Source organism: Pseudonocardia sp. CA-142604 (genome assembly GCF_050948475.1).
Classification (GTDB): domain Bacteria; phylum Actinomycetota; class Actinomycetes; order Mycobacteriales; family Pseudonocardiaceae; genus Pseudonocardia; species Pseudonocardia alaniniphila.
This window is the reverse complement of the sequence record NZ_CP192045.1, coordinates 4,846,244-4,863,034: the sequence shown is the minus strand read 5'-3', so window position 1 is coordinate 4,863,034 and position 16,791 is coordinate 4,846,244. Positions and strand designations below refer to the sequence as shown.

At 70.6% G+C, this 16,791-nt stretch carries 17 protein-coding genes and 2 pseudogenes; 14 read left to right on the top strand and 5 right to left on the bottom strand.

The window, feature by feature from the left end; genetic code table 11:
* Positions 1 to 19 precede the first annotated feature (19 nt).
* Positions 20 to 844 carry a LysR family transcriptional regulator gene (locus ACQPZQ_RS21980; RefSeq protein ID WP_433298792.1) on the top strand — a complete coding sequence of 275 codons (825 nt, stop codon included), beginning with the start codon at positions 20 to 22 and terminating at the stop codon, positions 842 to 844.
* A gap of 15 nt (positions 845 to 859) precedes the next feature.
* On the opposite strand, the gene ACQPZQ_RS21975 is transcribed toward ACQPZQ_RS21980, so the two are convergent.
* A complete protein-coding gene (locus ACQPZQ_RS21975) occupies positions 860 to 1,621 on the bottom strand; it encodes an SDR family NAD(P)-dependent oxidoreductase (RefSeq protein ID WP_433298790.1) in 762 nt (253 codons plus the stop codon).
* A gap of 431 nt (positions 1,622 to 2,052) precedes the next feature.
* Here ACQPZQ_RS21975 and ACQPZQ_RS21970 point away from each other — a divergent pair, with 431 nt between their 5' ends.
* The 11 genes and pseudogenes from ACQPZQ_RS21970 (at position 2,053) to ACQPZQ_RS21920 (ending at position 12,178) form a co-directional block, all read left to right on the top strand.
* Positions 2,053 to 2,538, top strand: coding sequence for a hypothetical protein (locus tag ACQPZQ_RS21970; protein ID WP_433298788.1), 486 nt, complete (start codon positions 2,053 to 2,055; stop codon positions 2,536 to 2,538).
* Between the two features lie 447 nt (positions 2,539 to 2,985).
* Positions 2,986 to 3,936 carry an ABC transporter substrate-binding protein gene (locus tag ACQPZQ_RS21965; RefSeq protein ID WP_433298786.1) on the top strand — a complete coding sequence of 317 codons (951 nt, stop codon included), beginning with the start codon at positions 2,986 to 2,988 and terminating at the stop codon, positions 3,934 to 3,936.
* A pseudogene (locus ACQPZQ_RS21960) lies at positions 3,936 to 4,553 on the top strand (amino acid ABC transporter permease); the annotation flags it as partial. The gene ACQPZQ_RS21965 and the pseudogene ACQPZQ_RS21960, both read left to right, overlap by 1 nt.
* A gap of 246 nt (positions 4,554 to 4,799) precedes the next feature.
* Entirely contained in the window at positions 4,800 to 5,600 is an 801-nt protein-coding gene (locus tag ACQPZQ_RS21955) for an amino acid ABC transporter ATP-binding protein (protein ID WP_433299305.1), read from the top strand.
* A gap of 2 nt (positions 5,601 to 5,602) precedes the next feature.
* Complete coding sequence (locus tag ACQPZQ_RS21950) at positions 5,603 to 6,052, top strand: RidA family protein (protein ID WP_433298784.1); 450 nt, start codon at positions 5,603 to 5,605, stop codon at positions 6,050 to 6,052.
* Positions 6,049 to 7,128, top strand: coding sequence for an acetamidase/formamidase family protein (locus tag ACQPZQ_RS21945; protein ID WP_433298782.1), 1,080 nt, complete (start codon positions 6,049 to 6,051; stop codon positions 7,126 to 7,128). Before ACQPZQ_RS21950 ends, ACQPZQ_RS21945 begins: the two co-directional genes overlap by 4 nt.
* Before the next feature lie 186 nt (positions 7,129 to 7,314).
* Positions 7,315 to 8,217 carry a universal stress protein gene (locus ACQPZQ_RS21940; RefSeq protein ID WP_433298780.1) on the top strand — a complete coding sequence of 301 codons (903 nt, stop codon included), beginning with the start codon at positions 7,315 to 7,317 and terminating at the stop codon, positions 8,215 to 8,217.
* Positions 8,214 to 8,687 (top strand): CBS domain-containing protein, encoded by a 474-nt coding sequence (locus tag ACQPZQ_RS21935; RefSeq protein ID WP_433298778.1) that lies wholly within the window; start codon positions 8,214 to 8,216, stop codon positions 8,685 to 8,687. The genes ACQPZQ_RS21940 and ACQPZQ_RS21935 overlap by 4 nt, the downstream gene beginning before the upstream one ends.
* A gap of 136 nt (positions 8,688 to 8,823) precedes the next feature.
* Positions 8,824 to 10,641 (top strand): sensor histidine kinase, encoded by a 1,818-nt coding sequence (locus ACQPZQ_RS21930; RefSeq protein ID WP_433298776.1) that lies wholly within the window; start codon positions 8,824 to 8,826, stop codon positions 10,639 to 10,641.
* Positions 10,642 to 10,740: 99 nt separating this feature from the next.
* Entirely contained in the window at positions 10,741 to 11,184 is a 444-nt protein-coding gene (locus tag ACQPZQ_RS21925; RefSeq protein ID WP_433298774.1) for a pyridoxamine 5'-phosphate oxidase family protein, read from the top strand.
* 7 nt (positions 11,185 to 11,191) lie between these two features.
* Positions 11,192 to 12,178, top strand: coding sequence for an Acg family FMN-binding oxidoreductase (locus ACQPZQ_RS21920; protein WP_433298772.1), 987 nt, complete (start codon positions 11,192 to 11,194; stop codon positions 12,176 to 12,178).
* Between the two features lie 293 nt (positions 12,179 to 12,471).
* On the opposite strand, the gene ACQPZQ_RS21915 is transcribed toward ACQPZQ_RS21920, so the two are convergent.
* From ACQPZQ_RS21915 to ACQPZQ_RS21900, 4 genes are all read right to left on the bottom strand, one after another.
* On the bottom strand, positions 12,472 to 13,218 hold the full coding sequence (locus ACQPZQ_RS21915; RefSeq protein ID WP_433298770.1) for a type 1 glutamine amidotransferase domain-containing protein: 747 nt from the start codon (positions 13,216 to 13,218) through the stop codon (positions 12,472 to 12,474).
* Positions 13,219 to 13,261: 43 nt separating this feature from the next.
* Positions 13,262 to 13,888, bottom strand: coding sequence for a LysE family translocator (locus tag ACQPZQ_RS21910; RefSeq protein ID WP_433298768.1), 627 nt, complete (start codon positions 13,886 to 13,888; stop codon positions 13,262 to 13,264).
* Positions 13,889 to 14,122: 234 nt separating this feature from the next.
* Positions 14,123 to 14,317, bottom strand: coding sequence for a hypothetical protein (locus ACQPZQ_RS21905; protein WP_433298766.1), 195 nt, complete (start codon positions 14,315 to 14,317; stop codon positions 14,123 to 14,125).
* Between the two features lie 152 nt (positions 14,318 to 14,469).
* A complete protein-coding gene (locus ACQPZQ_RS21900) occupies positions 14,470 to 15,207 on the bottom strand; it encodes a TetR/AcrR family transcriptional regulator C-terminal domain-containing protein (RefSeq protein ID WP_433298764.1) in 738 nt (245 codons plus the stop codon).
* A gap of 32 nt (positions 15,208 to 15,239) precedes the next feature.
* On the opposite strand from ACQPZQ_RS21900, the pseudogene ACQPZQ_RS21895 reads away from it, so the two are divergent.
* Positions 15,240 to 16,283 (top strand): annotated as a pseudogene (locus ACQPZQ_RS21895) (FAD-dependent monooxygenase); the annotation flags it as partial.
* Positions 16,284 to 16,361: 78 nt separating this feature from the next.
* On the top strand, positions 16,362 to 16,787 hold the full coding sequence (locus ACQPZQ_RS21890) for a hypothetical protein (protein ID WP_433299303.1): 426 nt from the start codon (positions 16,362 to 16,364) through the stop codon (positions 16,785 to 16,787).
* The last annotated feature ends 4 nt before the right edge of the window (positions 16,788 to 16,791 follow it).

Genomic DNA, 16,791 nt, shown 5'->3' with positions numbered 1-16,791 from the left:
CCACTCCTACGCTGACGGTGTGGATCGAGTGGAGACGCGCGAGCTGAGCTATTTCGTCGCTGTGGCCGAGGAGCTGCATTTCGGGCGGGCCGCCGAGCGACTCGGCATCGCGCAACCGCCGTTGTCCCGGGCCATCAGCCGGCTCGAACGCCGGATGGGCGTGCAGCTCTTCGAGCGCACCAGCCGCCGCGTCACGCTCACGGCGGCCGGAGACGTCTTCCTCGCCGAGAGCCGCAAGGCACTCGACGCCGTGGACACCGCCGTGCTGCGGGCCCAGCAGAGCGGCCACCCGGACCGGCTCGTGCTGGCGGTCCGGCCGGGCACCGACCCCGGTCTGCTCACGGACGTGATCCGCGCCTACCGGAGGCAGCCAGGAGCCGCCGAACTCGAGATCGTCCTCACCCGTGACCCGATGTCGGCGCTGCGCGACGGCACCGCCGACATCGGGTTGATGTGCAGCCGCAACGACCTTGCCGGCCTGGATACGGTCGAGCTCACCGAGCAGAAGCCCGTCGCGCTGTTGCCGGCAGGACACCCCCTGACCGCCCGCCCCACCGTCACGGCCGCCGATCTCGCACGGGAGGCGGCATACCGCGACGACTGGCCCATCGAGTCCCTGGACCAGATCGTCGACCGGGTGGCGCTGGGAGACGTGATCGTGGTGGTCGGCGCGAACGTCTCCGACCGGCTCGGACGTTCTGTGCTGGCGGTTCCCGTGGTCGATCTTCCGCCCACCGTGCTGGTCCTCGGCTGGCCCGTGGGTGCTGCACCGGGCGCGCGCACCGCGTTCGTACGCACAGCGAGGAACATCGCGGCTGCGGCGGCACTCGACCGGGCCTCGTGACCGTGGGCGCCGAATTCACACCTGCGTGATTCCCCCGTCGACCACCAGCTCGACGCCCGTGACGTAGCTGCTCTCCGTCGAGGCGAGGAAGAGCGCAGCCGCGGCCTGTTCCTCGGGCTGGGACATCCGTCCGAGCGGCACGTCGGCCGCGTGGTTCGCCTTCCACTCGCGCCGCGCGGCCTCGTCCTCGGCGAACGTGCTGATCGCGAGGTCGACCGCAGGTGTGTCCGTGGCGCCCGGGGCGAGGGCGTTCACACGGATGTTCCGCCCGCGGAGCTCATACGCCCAGGTGCGCGCAAACGAGCGCACAGCGGCCTTGGCGGCGGAATAGACACCCAGTCCTTCCCGCCCCGTCGTGGCCGCCATGGAGGTGACAAGAACGATGGACGCCCCGTCGTTCACCAGCGGAAGCGCCTTCTGCACCGTGTTGAGTGCGCCCTTCACGTTCACCGCGAAAATCGACTCGACATGCTCGTCGGTAACGTCTTCGAGACGCGCGAAGCCACCACCGCCGGCGTTCGCGACGATGACGTCGATCCGGTGTCCGTTGTGCCGCACCGTGTCGTACACGCGTTCCATGTCCTCGGCCTTCGCCACGTCGCCCTGCACTCCGACGGCGCCGTGCCCGACCTTCGCCACTGCCGATTCCAATTCGGCCGGACGACGCCCGGTCAGGTAGACGAGGGCACCCTCCTCTGCGAATCGCTGCGCGGTGGCGAGGCCGATACCCGCGCTCGCACCCGTAACAATCGCGATCTTGCCGTCGAGCTTTCCCATGTGCCTGTCCCCGCTGAGGTATTCCGTTCCGGACACCACGAGTCCAGCAGCCCGCATACCCCCCAGCAATGACGATTCGGGTATCAGCACGATGTCGCCCGGGTATCGATCCCCGGAGTCGGGGTTTTGTCCGTTCTCGACCCGCAACGGACGATGCGACTGGAGCAAGCCGGCGGTCACGTTCGCGAGACGTCGGCAGAGAATGTCGTAGATGCACGCCGGAACGGCCGATTAACGAACACCCCGCGAATTGATCTTCGAAGGTCACAGATTAATGACCTGTCGCGCTTCTCAACGGTTATCGCGTACCGTTCGACCTGGCCACCGAGTGCACCAGCTCCCCGAAAGGATTCGTCATGGCCAACCCTACCGCGGACTATCCCCATCCGCCGCGAACTGCGTGCGGGCAAACCCGCCACACGGAAGAAATATTGCATCGCACGCTCCGGGCGTTCCGCGTCGTCACGGCGCAGCTCTGCTCGGCTATTGACCGCTATGCCTTCTTCGCCTACGGCGTGGCCACCGGTCTGGTTTTCGGTGAGCAGTTCCTCCCGTCCGACTCGCCGGTTGCGGCCGCGCTGGCCTCGCTCGGCACGTTCCTCGTGGGCTTCCTCTCGCTACCGATCGTGAGCCGGTTGATCACGGATGCCCGGTCACGCAACAGCGCTGCCTATGACCCAGCCCGCGTGGCGCGACTGCTGACACGGGTCGGTCAACTCGCCCGCCGCGTCCCGGCGGAGCTCGTCGCGGGCACCCTGGCGGCCACGATCGCACCCGCGGTCAGTCTCGTGCTCTACGTCCATCTCATCCCGCACGGGCAGCAGGTACTGCACGTCCAGATCACTCTGGCCATGCTCGTTCTCTCGGCGATCTCCGCAGTGGCCATCCTCGTGGCGATCCGGGTCTCCGCGTGGTGAGACCACCGAGCAGGCCGACCGGGCCGGGAAAGCGATCTCCGTCGGCGTGCCGGGCGATCACGGCGCGGATCACGCTCCGGTGCTCGTTCATCGCGGCCACAGCGGCGTCCTGGTCGCGCGCCCGCACCGCCTGGTAGCAGGTCGAGCTGCAGGGACTCCGCATCCAGCCGCAGTCCGGAGCAGGTGAGCACATCCTCCGGTGGCGTCACCGAGCGAGGCGACCGTGTTGCCGTCCAGCTCGGAGTACAGCCGGCTCACCTGCTCCGGTGACCTGGCCCTGGCGGCCTGCACAGCCGACCGAACACAGCATTTGCGACCTTTTTCCCGATCGATGTTTCGAGCGGTCACAGCCGCGTTTCCGCAGCGTAAACACAATATCGACCGTCCGATTCCACGTTTTCTCGCGACCTACAGTGCGCTGGTCCGACCAACGGATTTTCGATCCAGGTGACCACGCGAAGGAACTCCTCCGACATGCTCAACCGCCTGCTCCGGCCTGCCGCGCTCCTCGCCGCCGCCGGTGCCATCACCTTGCTGGCGACCGCCTGCGGCAGTGGCGGCTCGTCCCCCGCCCCCGGCGGCGGCGCTCCCGCTTACCCGGCGCTGGTGTCGTCACCGGCCTGCATGCAACTGCGCTCACAGAACCCCGATCTGAACGGCAAGACGCTGACCGACGCGATCAATCCGCACACACCCGGATACGAGTCGATCTCGGTGAACGACCCGACCAAGTACGAGGGCTTCGACATCGACCTCGCCGAGGCGATGGGGGAATGCCTCGGCTTCACGGTCGACTACCTGCCGGTGGCCTTCGACGCGCTGCTGCCGACCTTGCAGAGCGGGCAGGCCAACTTCATCGTCTCCGACATCTACGCGACCAAGGAGCGGGCTGCGTCCGCCGATTTCATCACCTATTCCAAGGTCTTCGACGGCGTCCTGGTCGCTGCGGGCAATCCGAAGAAGATCACCGGAATCGACGACTCGCTGTGCGGCACCACCACGGCGCTGAACAAGGGATTCGTCGAGGTACCGCTGGTGAACGCCCAGAACACCACGTGCCAGTCGAAGGGCAAGCCGCAGGCCCAGACGGCACTGTTCGACAACAACGCCGACTGCGAGCAGGCGATCCTCTCCGGCCGCGCCGATGCCTACATCAACGACGTCAACACGGTGAACCGGTTCGTCAAGGACCAGTCCGACAAGCTGGCCAGGGCCACCACCCTGACTCTTCCCTACTCGATCGGCATCGCCGTGCCCAAGGGCCAGACGCCGATCCGCAACGCCTTCACCGCGGCGCTCACCCAGATCCAGACGAGCGGCCTGCAGACCCAGCTCGCCCAGAAGTGGCAGCTGGACCAGTCCGCCATCCAGGCGCCGTCTCTCGTCACCGCGAGCTGATGAGCAGTTTCCTGCACTACCTGTCCATGCCCTACCTGCTGGGCGGGATCCTGGTCACGCTGCAGACGACGGCACTGGGCTTCTTCGGCGGGTTCGCCGGAGGCCTGGTGCTCTCGGGGATGGCGCTGAGCGGCAATCGCGTCGTCTCGGGGATCGCGCGTACCTACAGCGTGATCTTCCGGGGCACCCCGTTGGTGCTCCAGCTCGTCTTCGTGTTCACCGCGCTGCCGCACGCAGGCGTCGTCCTCAGCCCGGTCATGGCCGCCGGGGTCGCCCTGGCCGCGAACGAGGCCACTTTCTTCGCCGAGATCCTGCGCTCCGCGGTGCTCGGCGTCGACAGGGGCCAGACGGACGCGGCACGTGCGGTCGGGCTGCGGCCCTGGATCGTGATGCGCCGGATCGTCGGACCGCAGGCAGCGCGCGCGGCCATCCCCGCGATCGGGAGCGAAGCGGTTGCGACGATGAAGAACTCCGCGCTGGCCTCGATCATCGCCGTGCCGGAGCTGACCTTGCGCAGCAACCAACTCGCGTCGGCCACGTTCGACTACTTCAGCATCTTCTTCGCCTCCGGCCTGATGTACCTCGTGCTGACCGGGGCGATCACCGGCCTGCAGCTCACCATCGAGCGGGCCGCCGATCTCAGCCGGATCGGGAACCGGCGCCGCGGCAGACCCACGGCTCCGGACACCGGGGCCACCCCGGAGCCCGTGGAGACATCGGGTCCGCGGCCGATGAACGGCGCGGTGCGCAACGGTGCGGTCATCAACGGCAGAGTCATCAACGGCAGGGTCATCAACGGCGCGGTCACCAACGGTGCCGCTCCCGCAGGCGCCGTCTCCAGCGCTACCGTCGGCAATGGGGCCGTGTCCCGGGACGCCGCCGTCCGCCGGGCCCGGGTCGCGCTGACCATCACCGACGTCCACAAGTCGTTCGACGATCACGAGGTGCTGCGCGGCATCGATCTGGAGATCCGCAAGGGCGAGGTGGTGGCGCTGCTCGGTCCCAGCGGTTCGGGCAAGAGCACGCTCCTGCGCCTGATCAACCACCTCGAGACCCTCGATCGCGGCACGATCTCGTTCGACGGGATCGAGGTCGGCTACCGCGACGACGGCGCGACCTTGCCGGAGCGGGAGGTCGCCCGGCAGCGGGTGGACGCCGGCGTCGGCATGGTGTTTCAGCACTTCAACCTGTTCGGGCACCTCACGGCACGGGAGAACGTCGCCGTGCCGCTGCGCTGGGTGCACCGCGTGCCCAGGGACGAGGCGATGGCCGAGGCGGATCGCCTGCTGGACAGGGTCGGCCTCGCGGAGCGGGCGCACGCGCTCCCCCGCCATCTCTCCGGTGGGCAGCAACAACGCGTCGGCATCGCCCGGGCGCTCGCCGGGCGCCCCCAGGTGCTGCTGCTCGACGAACCGACCTCGGCGCTCGACCCGGAGCGGGTCCAGGAGGTACTGGAGGTGATCCGCTCGCTCGCCCTCGACGAAGGCCTGACGATGCTGATCGCCACCCACCAGCTGGGCTTCGCCCGGGAGGTCGCCGACCGGGCCGTCTTCATGGCCGACGGCCGGGTTCTCGAGCAGGGCGCGACCGCGGAGGTGTTGGACCACCCCAAGCATCCGGCCGCCGCCCGGTTCCTCCGGGCCGTACACACCGTGGAGGTCTGATCGTGATACCGCATCGGGAGTCCTTCAGCTTCACGCCCGAGCAGGGCGTGCCGCCGGCAGTGGCCCCGTTCTCCCACGTCACACGGTGGGGAACGCTGCTCTTCGTCACCGGGCAGATGCCGACCGACCCGGCCACGGGAGAGCTGGTGACCGGCGGCCTGCTCCCCCAGGCCGAGCAGGTGCGGCGCAACCTGCTCGCCTGCCTCGCACCGTTCGGGGTAGACATGGACGACGTGCTCATGGCGCGCGTCTATCTCACCGACTTCACCGAGTTCGAGGCGTTCAACGCCGCGTACCGCACCTGGTTCACCGGCGCCTTGCCCAGCCGCACCTGTGTCGGCACCACCGCGCTCGCCGTGGGCGCCGACGTCGAGATCGACCTGATCGTCGGCCTGCCGGGCCACGAGGCAGTGGACAACACCGGCCACGACAACCCTGGAGACCCCGCATGAACTCGACCTTGCTCCAGCCGGGCGAGGGCGCCATCGCCGGCCGCCATCTGCTCACCTCCACGACGGAGACGGTGAGCTGGGGCTGGCTCCCCAACGAGAAGTCCACCCCGTGCCTCACGATGGACTCGGGCGACACGGTCACGATCGACACGCTCAGCCACGAGGGAATCCTCCCCGACCAGGGGCGCAACCCCGTCGAGTTCCTGGGAAGCTACGGCGTCGAGGCCACGGACGTGCTGCACGACGCCACGGCGATCGCGGGTAGCGGTATCCCCCACGGCCCGGACGACGGGCCCCACGTCGTCACCGGGCCGATCGAGATCGCAGGCGCCGAGCCGGGCGACGTCCTGAAGATCGACGTCCTCGAACTCCTGCCCCGCACGCCGTACGGCTTCGTGAGCAGCCGTCACGGCTACAGCGCACTGCCCGACGAACTGCCCGAGGGTCCCGGAGCCACGTACGAGTTCTGCCGCGTCGGCCTCAGCGGCGGGCGGATGGTCAGTTGGATGGCTGCCTCCGACGGCAGGCAGGCCTGTTTCCCGCTGGACCCGTTCCTCGGCCTGATGGGGGTGGCCCCGGCAACCGACGAGCCGGTGCACTCGGTGCCGCCCGGCGACTTCGGCGGCAACATCGACGTGAAGTGGGCGCAGGTGGGCAGCTCGCTCTATCTCCCGGTCTCGGTGCCCGGTGCCCTCTTCTACACCGGCGACCCGCACTACGCGCAGGGCAACGGCGAGGTCGCCCTCACCGCGCTGGAAGCGTCCCTGCGCGCCACCCTCCGGCTCACCGTGCTCTCCGGGGCTGATGCGACGGCGGCGACGGGCAGTCTGCGCAACCCGCTGCTGGAGTCCCCGGGGTACTGGATCCCGACGGGCATGGACCCCGACCTCGGTGAGGCGATGCGGAAGTGCGTACGCCACGCGATCACGTTCCTGGTCGAGCGGTTCGGGTTCGAGCGGTCGACCGCGATGGCGTACCTCTCGGCCGCGGGCGACTTCGAGGTGAGCCAGGTCGTCGACAAGACCAAGGGCGTGCACTGCATGATCCGCAAGGCCGACTTCGCACAGTGGTTCTGACCTCGGTGGTTCTGACCTCGGCGGTTCTGACCTCGGCACCGGCCTCCGGGGCACCGCTGGGGTCGAGCACCGGGGTCCGGACGCCGGGCCCCCGATAGGCCGAACGACCTACGGATCCGGGACCACCGCCGCTGCCGTGGAGCATGCTCGCTCGCGAACCTGGAAGCGTCGAGCCGAGGAGGGGTCATGGCGGGCGCATGGCGACTCGCCCAACCGGTGGTCGTCGGCGTCGACGGGTCCGGTCCCGCACTCGCGGCCACCCGGTGGGCAGCGTGTGAGGCCGGGCGCCGGCGGGTCGGGTTGCGCGTGGTCAAGGCGTTTCTCGAACGGCCGTCCAAGCGCATCGGGGCACCCGGACCAGACCCTTATTACCGCGAGGTGATGCTGGAGGGCGCCCGGGCGGCCGTGGCGGAAGCGGCGACGGTGGCCGCGGCTGTGGCGCCCGGCATCGAGGTCACCGAGGACGTGGTCGACGGCCGTCCACTCTCGGTGCTCGTCGACGAGTCGAAGCACGCCGGGACGATCGTGGTCGGCAAACGCGGCCTCGGCGGGTACGGCGGACTTCTCGTCGGCTCGGTGGCCGTCGGGCTGACGACCCAGGCACGCTGTCCTGTGGTGGTCGTCCGTGGTGGAGAGCCGGAGCCTCCGCCCCGCGGACCCGTTGTCGTGGGCATCGGCATCTCCGCGACGAGCGACGCGGCACTCATCTTCGCGCTCGAGATGGCTGCTGCCCGCGACGTGCCGCTTGTGGCCGTGCACGCCTGGATGGAGTACATCGCCGACCCAGCGGTGTGGCCGGTGCAGGAATGGGGTGCGATCGACGCCGACCAGGACCAGATGCTCGCGGCGCGGCTGGCGCAGTGGGGCGAGAAGCAGCCCGACGTCGAGATCCGGCGGGTGGTGGCGAGGGACCGTCCCGCTCACGCGCTTCTCGAACAGGCCGCTCTCGCCCAGCTCGTCGTCGTGGGCTCGCGGGGGCGAAGCACCTTCCGCAAGCGGGTGTTCGGCTCGGTGTGCGACACGGTCCTGCAGCATGCGCCCTGCCCGGTGGCTGTCGTCCGCCCCCATCCGGCCGATCTGGTGGCGTGACCGTGCCGACCGACCGCCGACGACTCGCGGCAACGCCGGAGACAGCGGACGAGGACCCGCTGCTCACGCACCTCATGACCACTCGCGTGGTGGCCATCACCGCCGACGCCCCCTGCACGACGGCCCTGTACCTGATGGCCGCGACGGGCGTCCGGCACCTGCCCGTGCTCGACGGGAACCGCTGCTGCGGTGTCGTCTTCGAGATCGACCTCGCGCGCTTCGCCACGTCGGCCTGCTCGCCCCTCGTGCGCGCGACCTTCCGGGTCGGTGACCTGACCCGGCCCGCCGCGCCGCTGCCCGTGACGGCTCGCCGCTCCGATGCCGCCCGCCGCATGCAGGACGAGCACGGCGACGCCGTCCTGGTCTCCGACCATGGCCGCCTCGTCGGAATCGTGACGGCCACGGACCTCGTCCACTCACTCGCCGCCGGCTCAGGACCCGGCGACGAGGACCCGGACGAAGAGGGGTGATCCGGCATTTGACCAGGTCGTCGGGCGTGCGCGCGACCGGCAGGCCGGTACGGTGGACGGCACAGGCAGACCCGCCTCGGCTCGGAACGCCGCCCTGCCGGCCCAGGTGGGCGTCCACCGAGCGCAGGAGGTGCTCGTGTCGACCGACCACGGTGCACCGGTTCCTGAGGCCCACCGGCCGGCTGACACGCCCGCGCCGCGTGTCGACGGGCCGGGCGGCGCGGAAAGCGCTCGGGCCCGGTTGACCTTCCCGGACCTGCCGAGGCTGGAGCTGGACGAGCTGCTGGGCCAGCTCGTCGATCGCGCCCAGGAGGTGATGGCCACGCAGGGCCGGCTGCGCGGCCTGCTCCAGGCCAACCAGCTCATCATCACCGATCTGACGCTCCCAGTCGTGCTGCGGCGGATCGTCGAGGCGGCGCGGGACCTCGTCGGCGCCCGGTACGCCGCGCTCGGCGTGATCTCCCCGGCGGGCGGCCTGTCCGAGTTCATCCACATCGGGATGCCCCCGGACGCCGTCGAACAGATCGGCAACCTCCCGCAGGGCAAGGGGCTCCTGGGGGCGCTCATCCAGGACCCCCGCCCCATCCGGCTGGTCCGTATCGCCGAGGATCCCCGCTCGTGCGGCTTCCCGCCCGGACACCCGCCCATGAGCAGCTTCATCGGCGTGCCCATCCGGATCCGCGACGAGATCTTCGGCAACCTCTACCTCGCCGAGAGCACCAGGGGCGCGTTCAGCGCCGAGGACGAGGAGCTCACCACTGCGATCGCCGCCACGGCCGCGGTCGCCGTCGACAACGCCCGGCTCTACGCCTCCGCTCGCACCCGCGGCGAGTGGCTGCAGGCCTCCGCCGCGATCACCCGCAAGCTCCTGGCCTCCCCCGACGCGAGTACGAACAGCGAGGCCGTCCACCCGCTCCAGATGATCGCCCAGCGGAGCAGGGAGATCGCCGGCGCGGACCTGGTGACCGTCGCCCTCCCTCCGGGCGACAGAGATGCGGTCGGCGAGCTGAGTGTCGACGTCGCCGTCGGAATCGGGGCGGATCAGTTGACCGGCCGGTCCCTCCCGGTCGACGGATCGCTCGAGGGGCAGGTGCTCCTCACCGGAGAGCCACTGCGCCTCTCCCGCGCCGACGGCGACACCCGCCTCGGGTCGGTCGCACCGACCGTTCTGGACGTCGGCCCGATCATGGTCCTGCCACTGGTCGGTTCGCGGCGGGTCCAGGGAGTGCTCAGCGCCGCCCGGGTCCGCGGACGCGCCGCGTTCACGGCCGACGACCTGGACATGGCCGCCAGCTTCGCCAACCAGGGCGCCGTCGCCATCGAGCTCGCCGAGGCCCGGGCCGAGCAGCAACGCGCCGCCATGCTCGACGAGCGCGACCGCATCGCCGCCGACCTGCACGACCACGTCATCCAGCGGCTCTTCGCCGCAGGTCTGTCCCTGCAGAGCGTGGCCATGGGGCTCGGCCCGGGGCCGATGACCGACCGCGTGCTCTGCACCGTGGCCGACCTCGACGCCACCATCGGGCAGATCCGCACCACGATCTTCCAGCTCCACGACATTCCGAGGACGGACCCTGCCGGTCTGCGTGCCCGGATACTCGCCGTGGCCGCCGACGCCGCTCCGGCCCTGGGCTTCGACCCGGCCGTCCGCTTCACGGGCACGGTCGACGCCCTGCCCACCGAGGTCACCGAGGACCTCGTCGCGGTGGTGCGCGAAGCGCTCACCAACGTAGCCCGGCACGCGCGCGCCCGCACCGCGGAGGTCGACCTCGTCGTCCGGCCCGACCGGCTGGTCCTCACCGTCCGCGACGACGGCGTCGGCATGGTGCACGCGCGCCGTCGCAGCGGGCTCGCGAACATGCAGAGACGAGCCGAACGGCACGGCGGCAGCTTCGAGACCGGCGCCCGCGAGCCGAGCGGCACCGTGGTCATCTGGTCGATCCCGAACGGCTGAGGCGAGCACACGATCCCAGGCCCGACCGGGTCCGTTGGACAATCGACAGAGGCGTCCGGCCCTACCCCGGCGCGGTGACGGTCCGGGAAGCTCGACGCCGTGACCCGATCGGACCCGCGTGGCGCAGCCGCCGTCGCGGAGCTCGTGGAACTGGACCGCAGCGAATGCCTGAGGCTGCTGGCCCAGGTCGACGTCGGCCGGATCGTCTTCACCGAGGCCGCGATGCCTGCCGCGCTACCCGTGCATTACCTCCTCGAGGGTGAGGAAGTCCTCTTCCGCACCGGAGGCGGGCGCCACTTCGCGGCGGCCCGCGCGGCAGTCGTCGGTTTCCAGGTCGACAACCTCGACCCGGCGACGCGGACCGGGTGGAGCGTGCTGGGAGTCGGACAGGCGTACGAGGTGGTCGACTCCGCGCGACTGGCGGTGATCACCGGCGGTGTGCCCGAGGGGTGGGCGCCCGGCCCCGCCGCACACGTCGTCGCCGTCCCCCTGCAGCATCTCACCGGACACCGCCTCTGCCCTCGGCGTGCGGCCGCGGGCTGACGTTCCGATGACCACGGTTCCCGGCGCACTGGGCCTCTCCCCGGCTCAGGTCGCCGACGTGCTGCGGGCGGCGGGGCGAGCGCCCTCGCTGCACAACTCCCAGCCGTGGCTCTTCCGCGTGACGGACGACGTCATCGAGTTGCACGCCGACCCGGACCGCCGGCTCCCCGCGACCGACCCGCACGACCGCGAACTGCGTCTCGCGTGTGGCGCCGCGTTGTTCAACCTCCGCATCGCCGTGCACGGCTTCGGCTTCCGCCCGCGGGTCACCGTCCTCCCCGACCACGATCGGCCAGGCCTCGTCGCGCTCGTCCACCGTGGCGCTGCGGCTCCACCCTCGCCGGAACAGCTCCGTCTGCTCCGTGCGATCCCGCAACGGCGCAGCAACCGCCATCCGTTCAGCGACGTGCGGGTCTCCGCGGCCGAGCAGACGGAACTGTGCCGTGCCGCCGCCGAGGAGGGCGGCCGCCTGCACATCATCGAGCACCGTGGACAACGGGCGCAGATGCAGCGGATCGCGGCCGAAGCGCACCGCGTCCAGCTGGCCGACCCCCTCGTCCAGGCGGAGACCGAGCGATGGACGGGCGTCGCTCCGGACCGGTCGGACGGGGTACCCCTACCGGCAGGCGGCCCGCTTCCCGAGCCCCAGGACCGCTGGGTGCTGCGCGACTTCACGGCGGGCTCGGGCCGGGTGCGTGCGCCGGGCAAGGACTTCGAGCAGGAGCCGCTCATCGCCGTCCTGACGACCAGCCTGCCCGGCCCGGCGGGGGACGTGCAGGCGGGACAGGCCCTTCAGCATGTGCTGCTCACGGCGACCGCCGATGGTCTGGCCGTCTCACTCCTGTCGCATGTCGTCGAGGTGCCGCAGGCGCGCGCGGAGCTGGGCCGGCTCGTCGGCGACAGCAGGCCACCGCAAGCAGGGCTGCGGATCGGCCGTGGATGGCCCGTTCCGGCCACACGACGCAGGGACGTCGCCGATCTCCTTCTGACGTGATGGTCGTCCGGGTCGGGAGCGGGAGGCCAGGTGCCCGGGGGCCGGCGCTCCGTCGCTCCCCAACACGAAGCACAGCCCCCGGGCCTGTCGGAGGTGCGCGCGCGAGCCGTCCGTCACGCCTCGCGCCGCGTGACGCATCCGCGCCGTTCCGGCCGGGACGCTGATGCGACCGGCCGTCGGCCGGCGGGTGCTGCGTTTCCTCCGACACGTCGAGAATCGCTGGATCGGGCCGGAAACGAGCAGAGGCGAAAGTCCCTACTCACCAGGTGCAACTACCCGGTCGATGCCGATCGTCAGCTGATGGGCTTCGACCTCGCATTCTCGACCAACCGCGCGAACCGCTCCGCATACGCTTCCACGTCGACCGGGTATCGGGCCGTCACGATCAATCCGTCGACCACCACCAGCGGCTCCTGCCACGAGGAACCGTGCTCGATCCGGCCGGCAGGACCGACGGCGGCACGTACCTCGTCCTCGGTGTACGTCCGGTAGGTGCGGTAGCGGCGCCCGACTCGATAGAACGTCCTGCGGAAGGCGTACTGCTCGATCGGCTTGATCAGCGTGGTCACGGTACGCCCGGCGAGCAGGCTCTTTCCCGTTTTCTGGTTGCGTGCTCGCGCCGGGACGAGCACTCCGTGGCACACGGCGCCGATCGGTTTTCCGGCGGCGTCGAACGTGGCCACCTTCTCCTGCAGGAGCCGACTGTCCAGATACTGCTTCATACCCGGCGAGTGGCCGCCCGGCAGATGCACCGCGTCGAACTGCGAAGCGTCGATCTCCGAGTACCGGATCGGCCGTCGGAAGTTCGGGGAAGCCGTCATGCGGTGGTATGTGGCGACCACCGCGGGCTCCGCCGGGAACGGGTTGCGCCAACCCGGACCGAGAAGATGTCGGTCGCATTCCGCCACAGCACCGTGCTCGGTGGCGAAAACCACCTCGTGGCCCGCCGTGTCGAGCGCGTCCCACACCACCGAACTCTCGGTGGTGTCGAAGTCGCGGTCCGGCAGCGGGACCAGGATGCGACGTGGACGGTCGGTCATCGTCTCTTCACCGCTTTCTCTCGGAAACCGTGGGAAACCGGAATCAACCGTTCTCGGCGAGCACGCCGAGCCCGAGCGCCACGAGCACGGTGCCCGTGACGCGCTCCAGGACGCGCCGGACCTTCGCCCGGGAGAACAGCCCGCGGATCCGCCCCACCATCATCGCGACGAGCAGGAACCACGAGCCGTCGACGACCACCTGCACCAGGGCCAGCAGCAGCGTGCGGTGCACGATCCCGGGCCCGGCTGCGACGAACTGGGGATAGAACGCGAAGGTGAACACCGCGACCTTGGGATTGGCCAGGTTCGTCAGTAGGCCGGCGCCCGCGTCCCGCCAACGGCCGCGCGACGCCGCGGTCTGCGGCAACTCGTCGACGACGTCCTTCCGGGCGGCGCGCCAGGCCTGTATCCCGAGGTACACGAGCACGCAGGCACCGGCGATCTTCAGCCCCAGGAACGCCGCCTCGCTGACCGCCACCAGGGCCGCCGTGCCCACCGCCGTGGCGAACGCCCAGGTGAACAGCCCCAACTCCACGCCGGCGATCACCGGGACCGCTGCTGCCGGGCCGTGTAGCGCGCTGCGGCGGACGACCAGCGCGGTCGTCGCACCGGGCACCATGGCGCCGACGACGACCGCCAGCAGGAAACCACCCATCATCGACAAGCTCATGCGTCCCACCCGGATCTGTCCGACTCGAATCCGGTTGATCAACTCGGACTACATCGTGGGCCGATCACATTCGAGAGCGACAACCGGAGATGCTCAGTGTACGCACAACACTTATCGAGAAGCGATCACAATTCGCCCGGCCAATCCCACTCGTCACCTATCGGCTTCTCATGTCGCTTTTCAGCCGCAGGTTATCGGATCAGGGCTCTCATCCGGGCGAGGCGGTCCGCGTGATTACGAGGCGCGCACGGATTTCTGGGCCAGCAACCACCGAAGCGAGCGGTCGTCAGCGGCCTCGTACTCGTGCGGGAGCAGGTACACCGAGGCCCGCCCGTCGCTCACCCGGACGATGTCGCCACGGGCCCCGGGCGCCGCCGGCTGGCCCAGCGGGTTCTGCAGCAACCGCGTCGCCACCAGGTGTTGCACCATCGCCTCCACACATCACGTGCGTCCTGCCGTGGACGCCATCGATCCATCGGCACCACGTCGCACGGCGTTGCACCAGTGTGATCATGGTTGCTGCGGCGGTCACATATCGGCATCAACGCTTGCATGCGAGCAGCAAAAGGGATGTCCGCGCGTCAGGCGCGAACGTCGGCGAGGCGGGCAAGCCCGTCGAGAAGCCACTCCAGCACCTGCTCGAAGGAGTTCGGCGGCGGCTGGAAGCGACCGGGGTCGTTGGCCCACGCGATGAAGTGCGGGTAGCGGCCCTCGGCCGTGATCCGCTCCAGGTAGGGACGAGCGGCGGCGCCGAGCTGCTCGTCGGTGAGCAGGCCGACGCGCTCGCGCATGGCCCGCTCCTCGAGCAGCGCGAGCCCGGACGCCAGCGCCTGGCCGAGCACCGTGTCGATGAATCCCATGCGGGTCGCAGCGTCGAGGCGAAGCCCGGCGAGCCCGGCGAGCACCGCGTCGTACGTGGCGAGGGCGTGCGGTCCGAGCGGCGGACGACTGAAGGCGAGCCGGGCGAACCAGGGGTGCAGCTGCACGGCCTCCCACGTCGAGCACCCCAGGCCACGCAGGCACTCCCGCCAGTCGTCGGCCGGAGGCACGTCGATCTCGCCGTACACCTCGTCGACCATGAGGTCGACCAGCCCGTCCTTGCTGCCGACGTACCGGTAGAGGGCCATCGGACTGCGCACGCCGAGGCGGGCCGCGACCGCGCGCATCGTGACCTCTCCGCGCACCTCGGCGTCCGCGACGGCGATCGCGGCCGCCACGACCTTCTCGCGACTGAGTTGCTCCGTGGCGCGCGGCGGCGGGGGCTCGTCGAACCAGACGAGCCCGCCCGGCACCTGACTCGGATCGGTCGACGAGGACATTGCCGGCATCCTAGCCGTCGTGTACTAAGTACACCGTGAATGTACGACGTACACAGGTACTGGTCGCCGGAGGCGGGCTCGTCGGGTTGACGACAGCCCTCGTACTGCGCCACCACGGCGTCGAGGTGACGCTCGTGGAGAAGCGGGCCACCACGTCGCTGCAGCCCAAGGCGCGCCGATTCCACACGCGGACGATGGAGGTGTTCCGCGAGCTCGGGATCGCCGGCCTCGTGCACGAGGCCGCCCGCGACCTGGCCGAGCATCACCACATGGCCGTGGGGAGAACGCTCGCGGAGTCCGAGCAGCTGCCGCTCTGGCTACCGTCCGCTCCCGACGGGACGTACGTGGAGCCCGGTCCCGAGCTGCCCTGCCTCGTGGCCCAGGACGTCCTGGAGCCCGTGCTGCGTCGCGCGGCGGCCGAGGCCGGCGCCGACGTCCGGTTCAGCACGGAGCTGACCGGCTTCACATCCGGGCCGGACGGTGTGGTCGCCCAGCTCCACGACCGGGCGAGCGGACGGCACGAGCAGCTGCAGGCGCCGTTCCTCGTCGCGGCGGACGGCGCACGCAGCCCGGTACGTACCGCGCTCGGGATCGGCCTCTCCGGACGTGGGGCGATCGGCGGCCCCGCCGTGAACGTCTACTTCCGGGCGAACCTCGCCGACGTCGTGCACGGCCGGGAGTTCAACCTCTGTCAGATCGAGCACCCGGACGCTCCCGGCGCGCTCGCCTCCGTCGACGGTCGTTCCCGCTGGGTGTTCATGGCGAGCGGCGGGACCGAGCGGGACTGGCCGACTCTGCTTCGGACCGCGCTCGGCGTGCCCGTTCCCGAGCTCGAGGTTCTGAGCGTGCTCGCCTGGCAGCCGGAGATGCTCGTCGCCGACCGCTTCTCGGCCGGGCGGGTGCACCTGGCGGGCGACGCCGCGCACGTCATGCCACCGTATGCGGCGACGGGCGCCAACACCGGCATCGCCGACGCGCACAACCTGGGCTGGAAGCTCGCGGCCGTGCTGTCCGGCGCCGCGGCACCGGATCTCCTCGACAGCTACGACGCCGAGCGGCGCCCCGCCGGGTGGTTCGCCGCGGACCAGTCGAGCAGGCGTTCGGCCGACCTGCGCTCGGCGGCCACGGCCGACGAGACCCTCGCGCACCCGTTCGTGCTGGCCGCGGGCGGGTTCCAGTACCCGTCCGGCGCCCTCGTGGGCGGCCCCGACGAGGGCGGCGAGATCGAACCCGTCGACGTGTTCGCACCCGCGGGCCGCGTGGGCACGCGGGTACCGCACGAATGGCTCGACGAGGGCCACACGCGCTCGACCCTCGACCTGGCCGGTCCCGGATGGGCTCTCGTCGTGAACGGCGACCCGGCCGACTGGGAGCGCGGCGCCGCGGCCGCACCGCTGCCCCTGCCGGTGCACCATCTGGCGGCCGGGTTCCTCCCGGAGGGTTGCGCGCTGTTGCTGCGCCCCGACCAGGTCGTCTGCTGGCGCGGCACGGATCCCACGGCACCCGCCGCCGCTCTGCGCAGGCTCCTGACGGGCGCCGCCGAGCGCCACCGCACGAGCGGCACGGCGGTCCGGACCTGAGCGA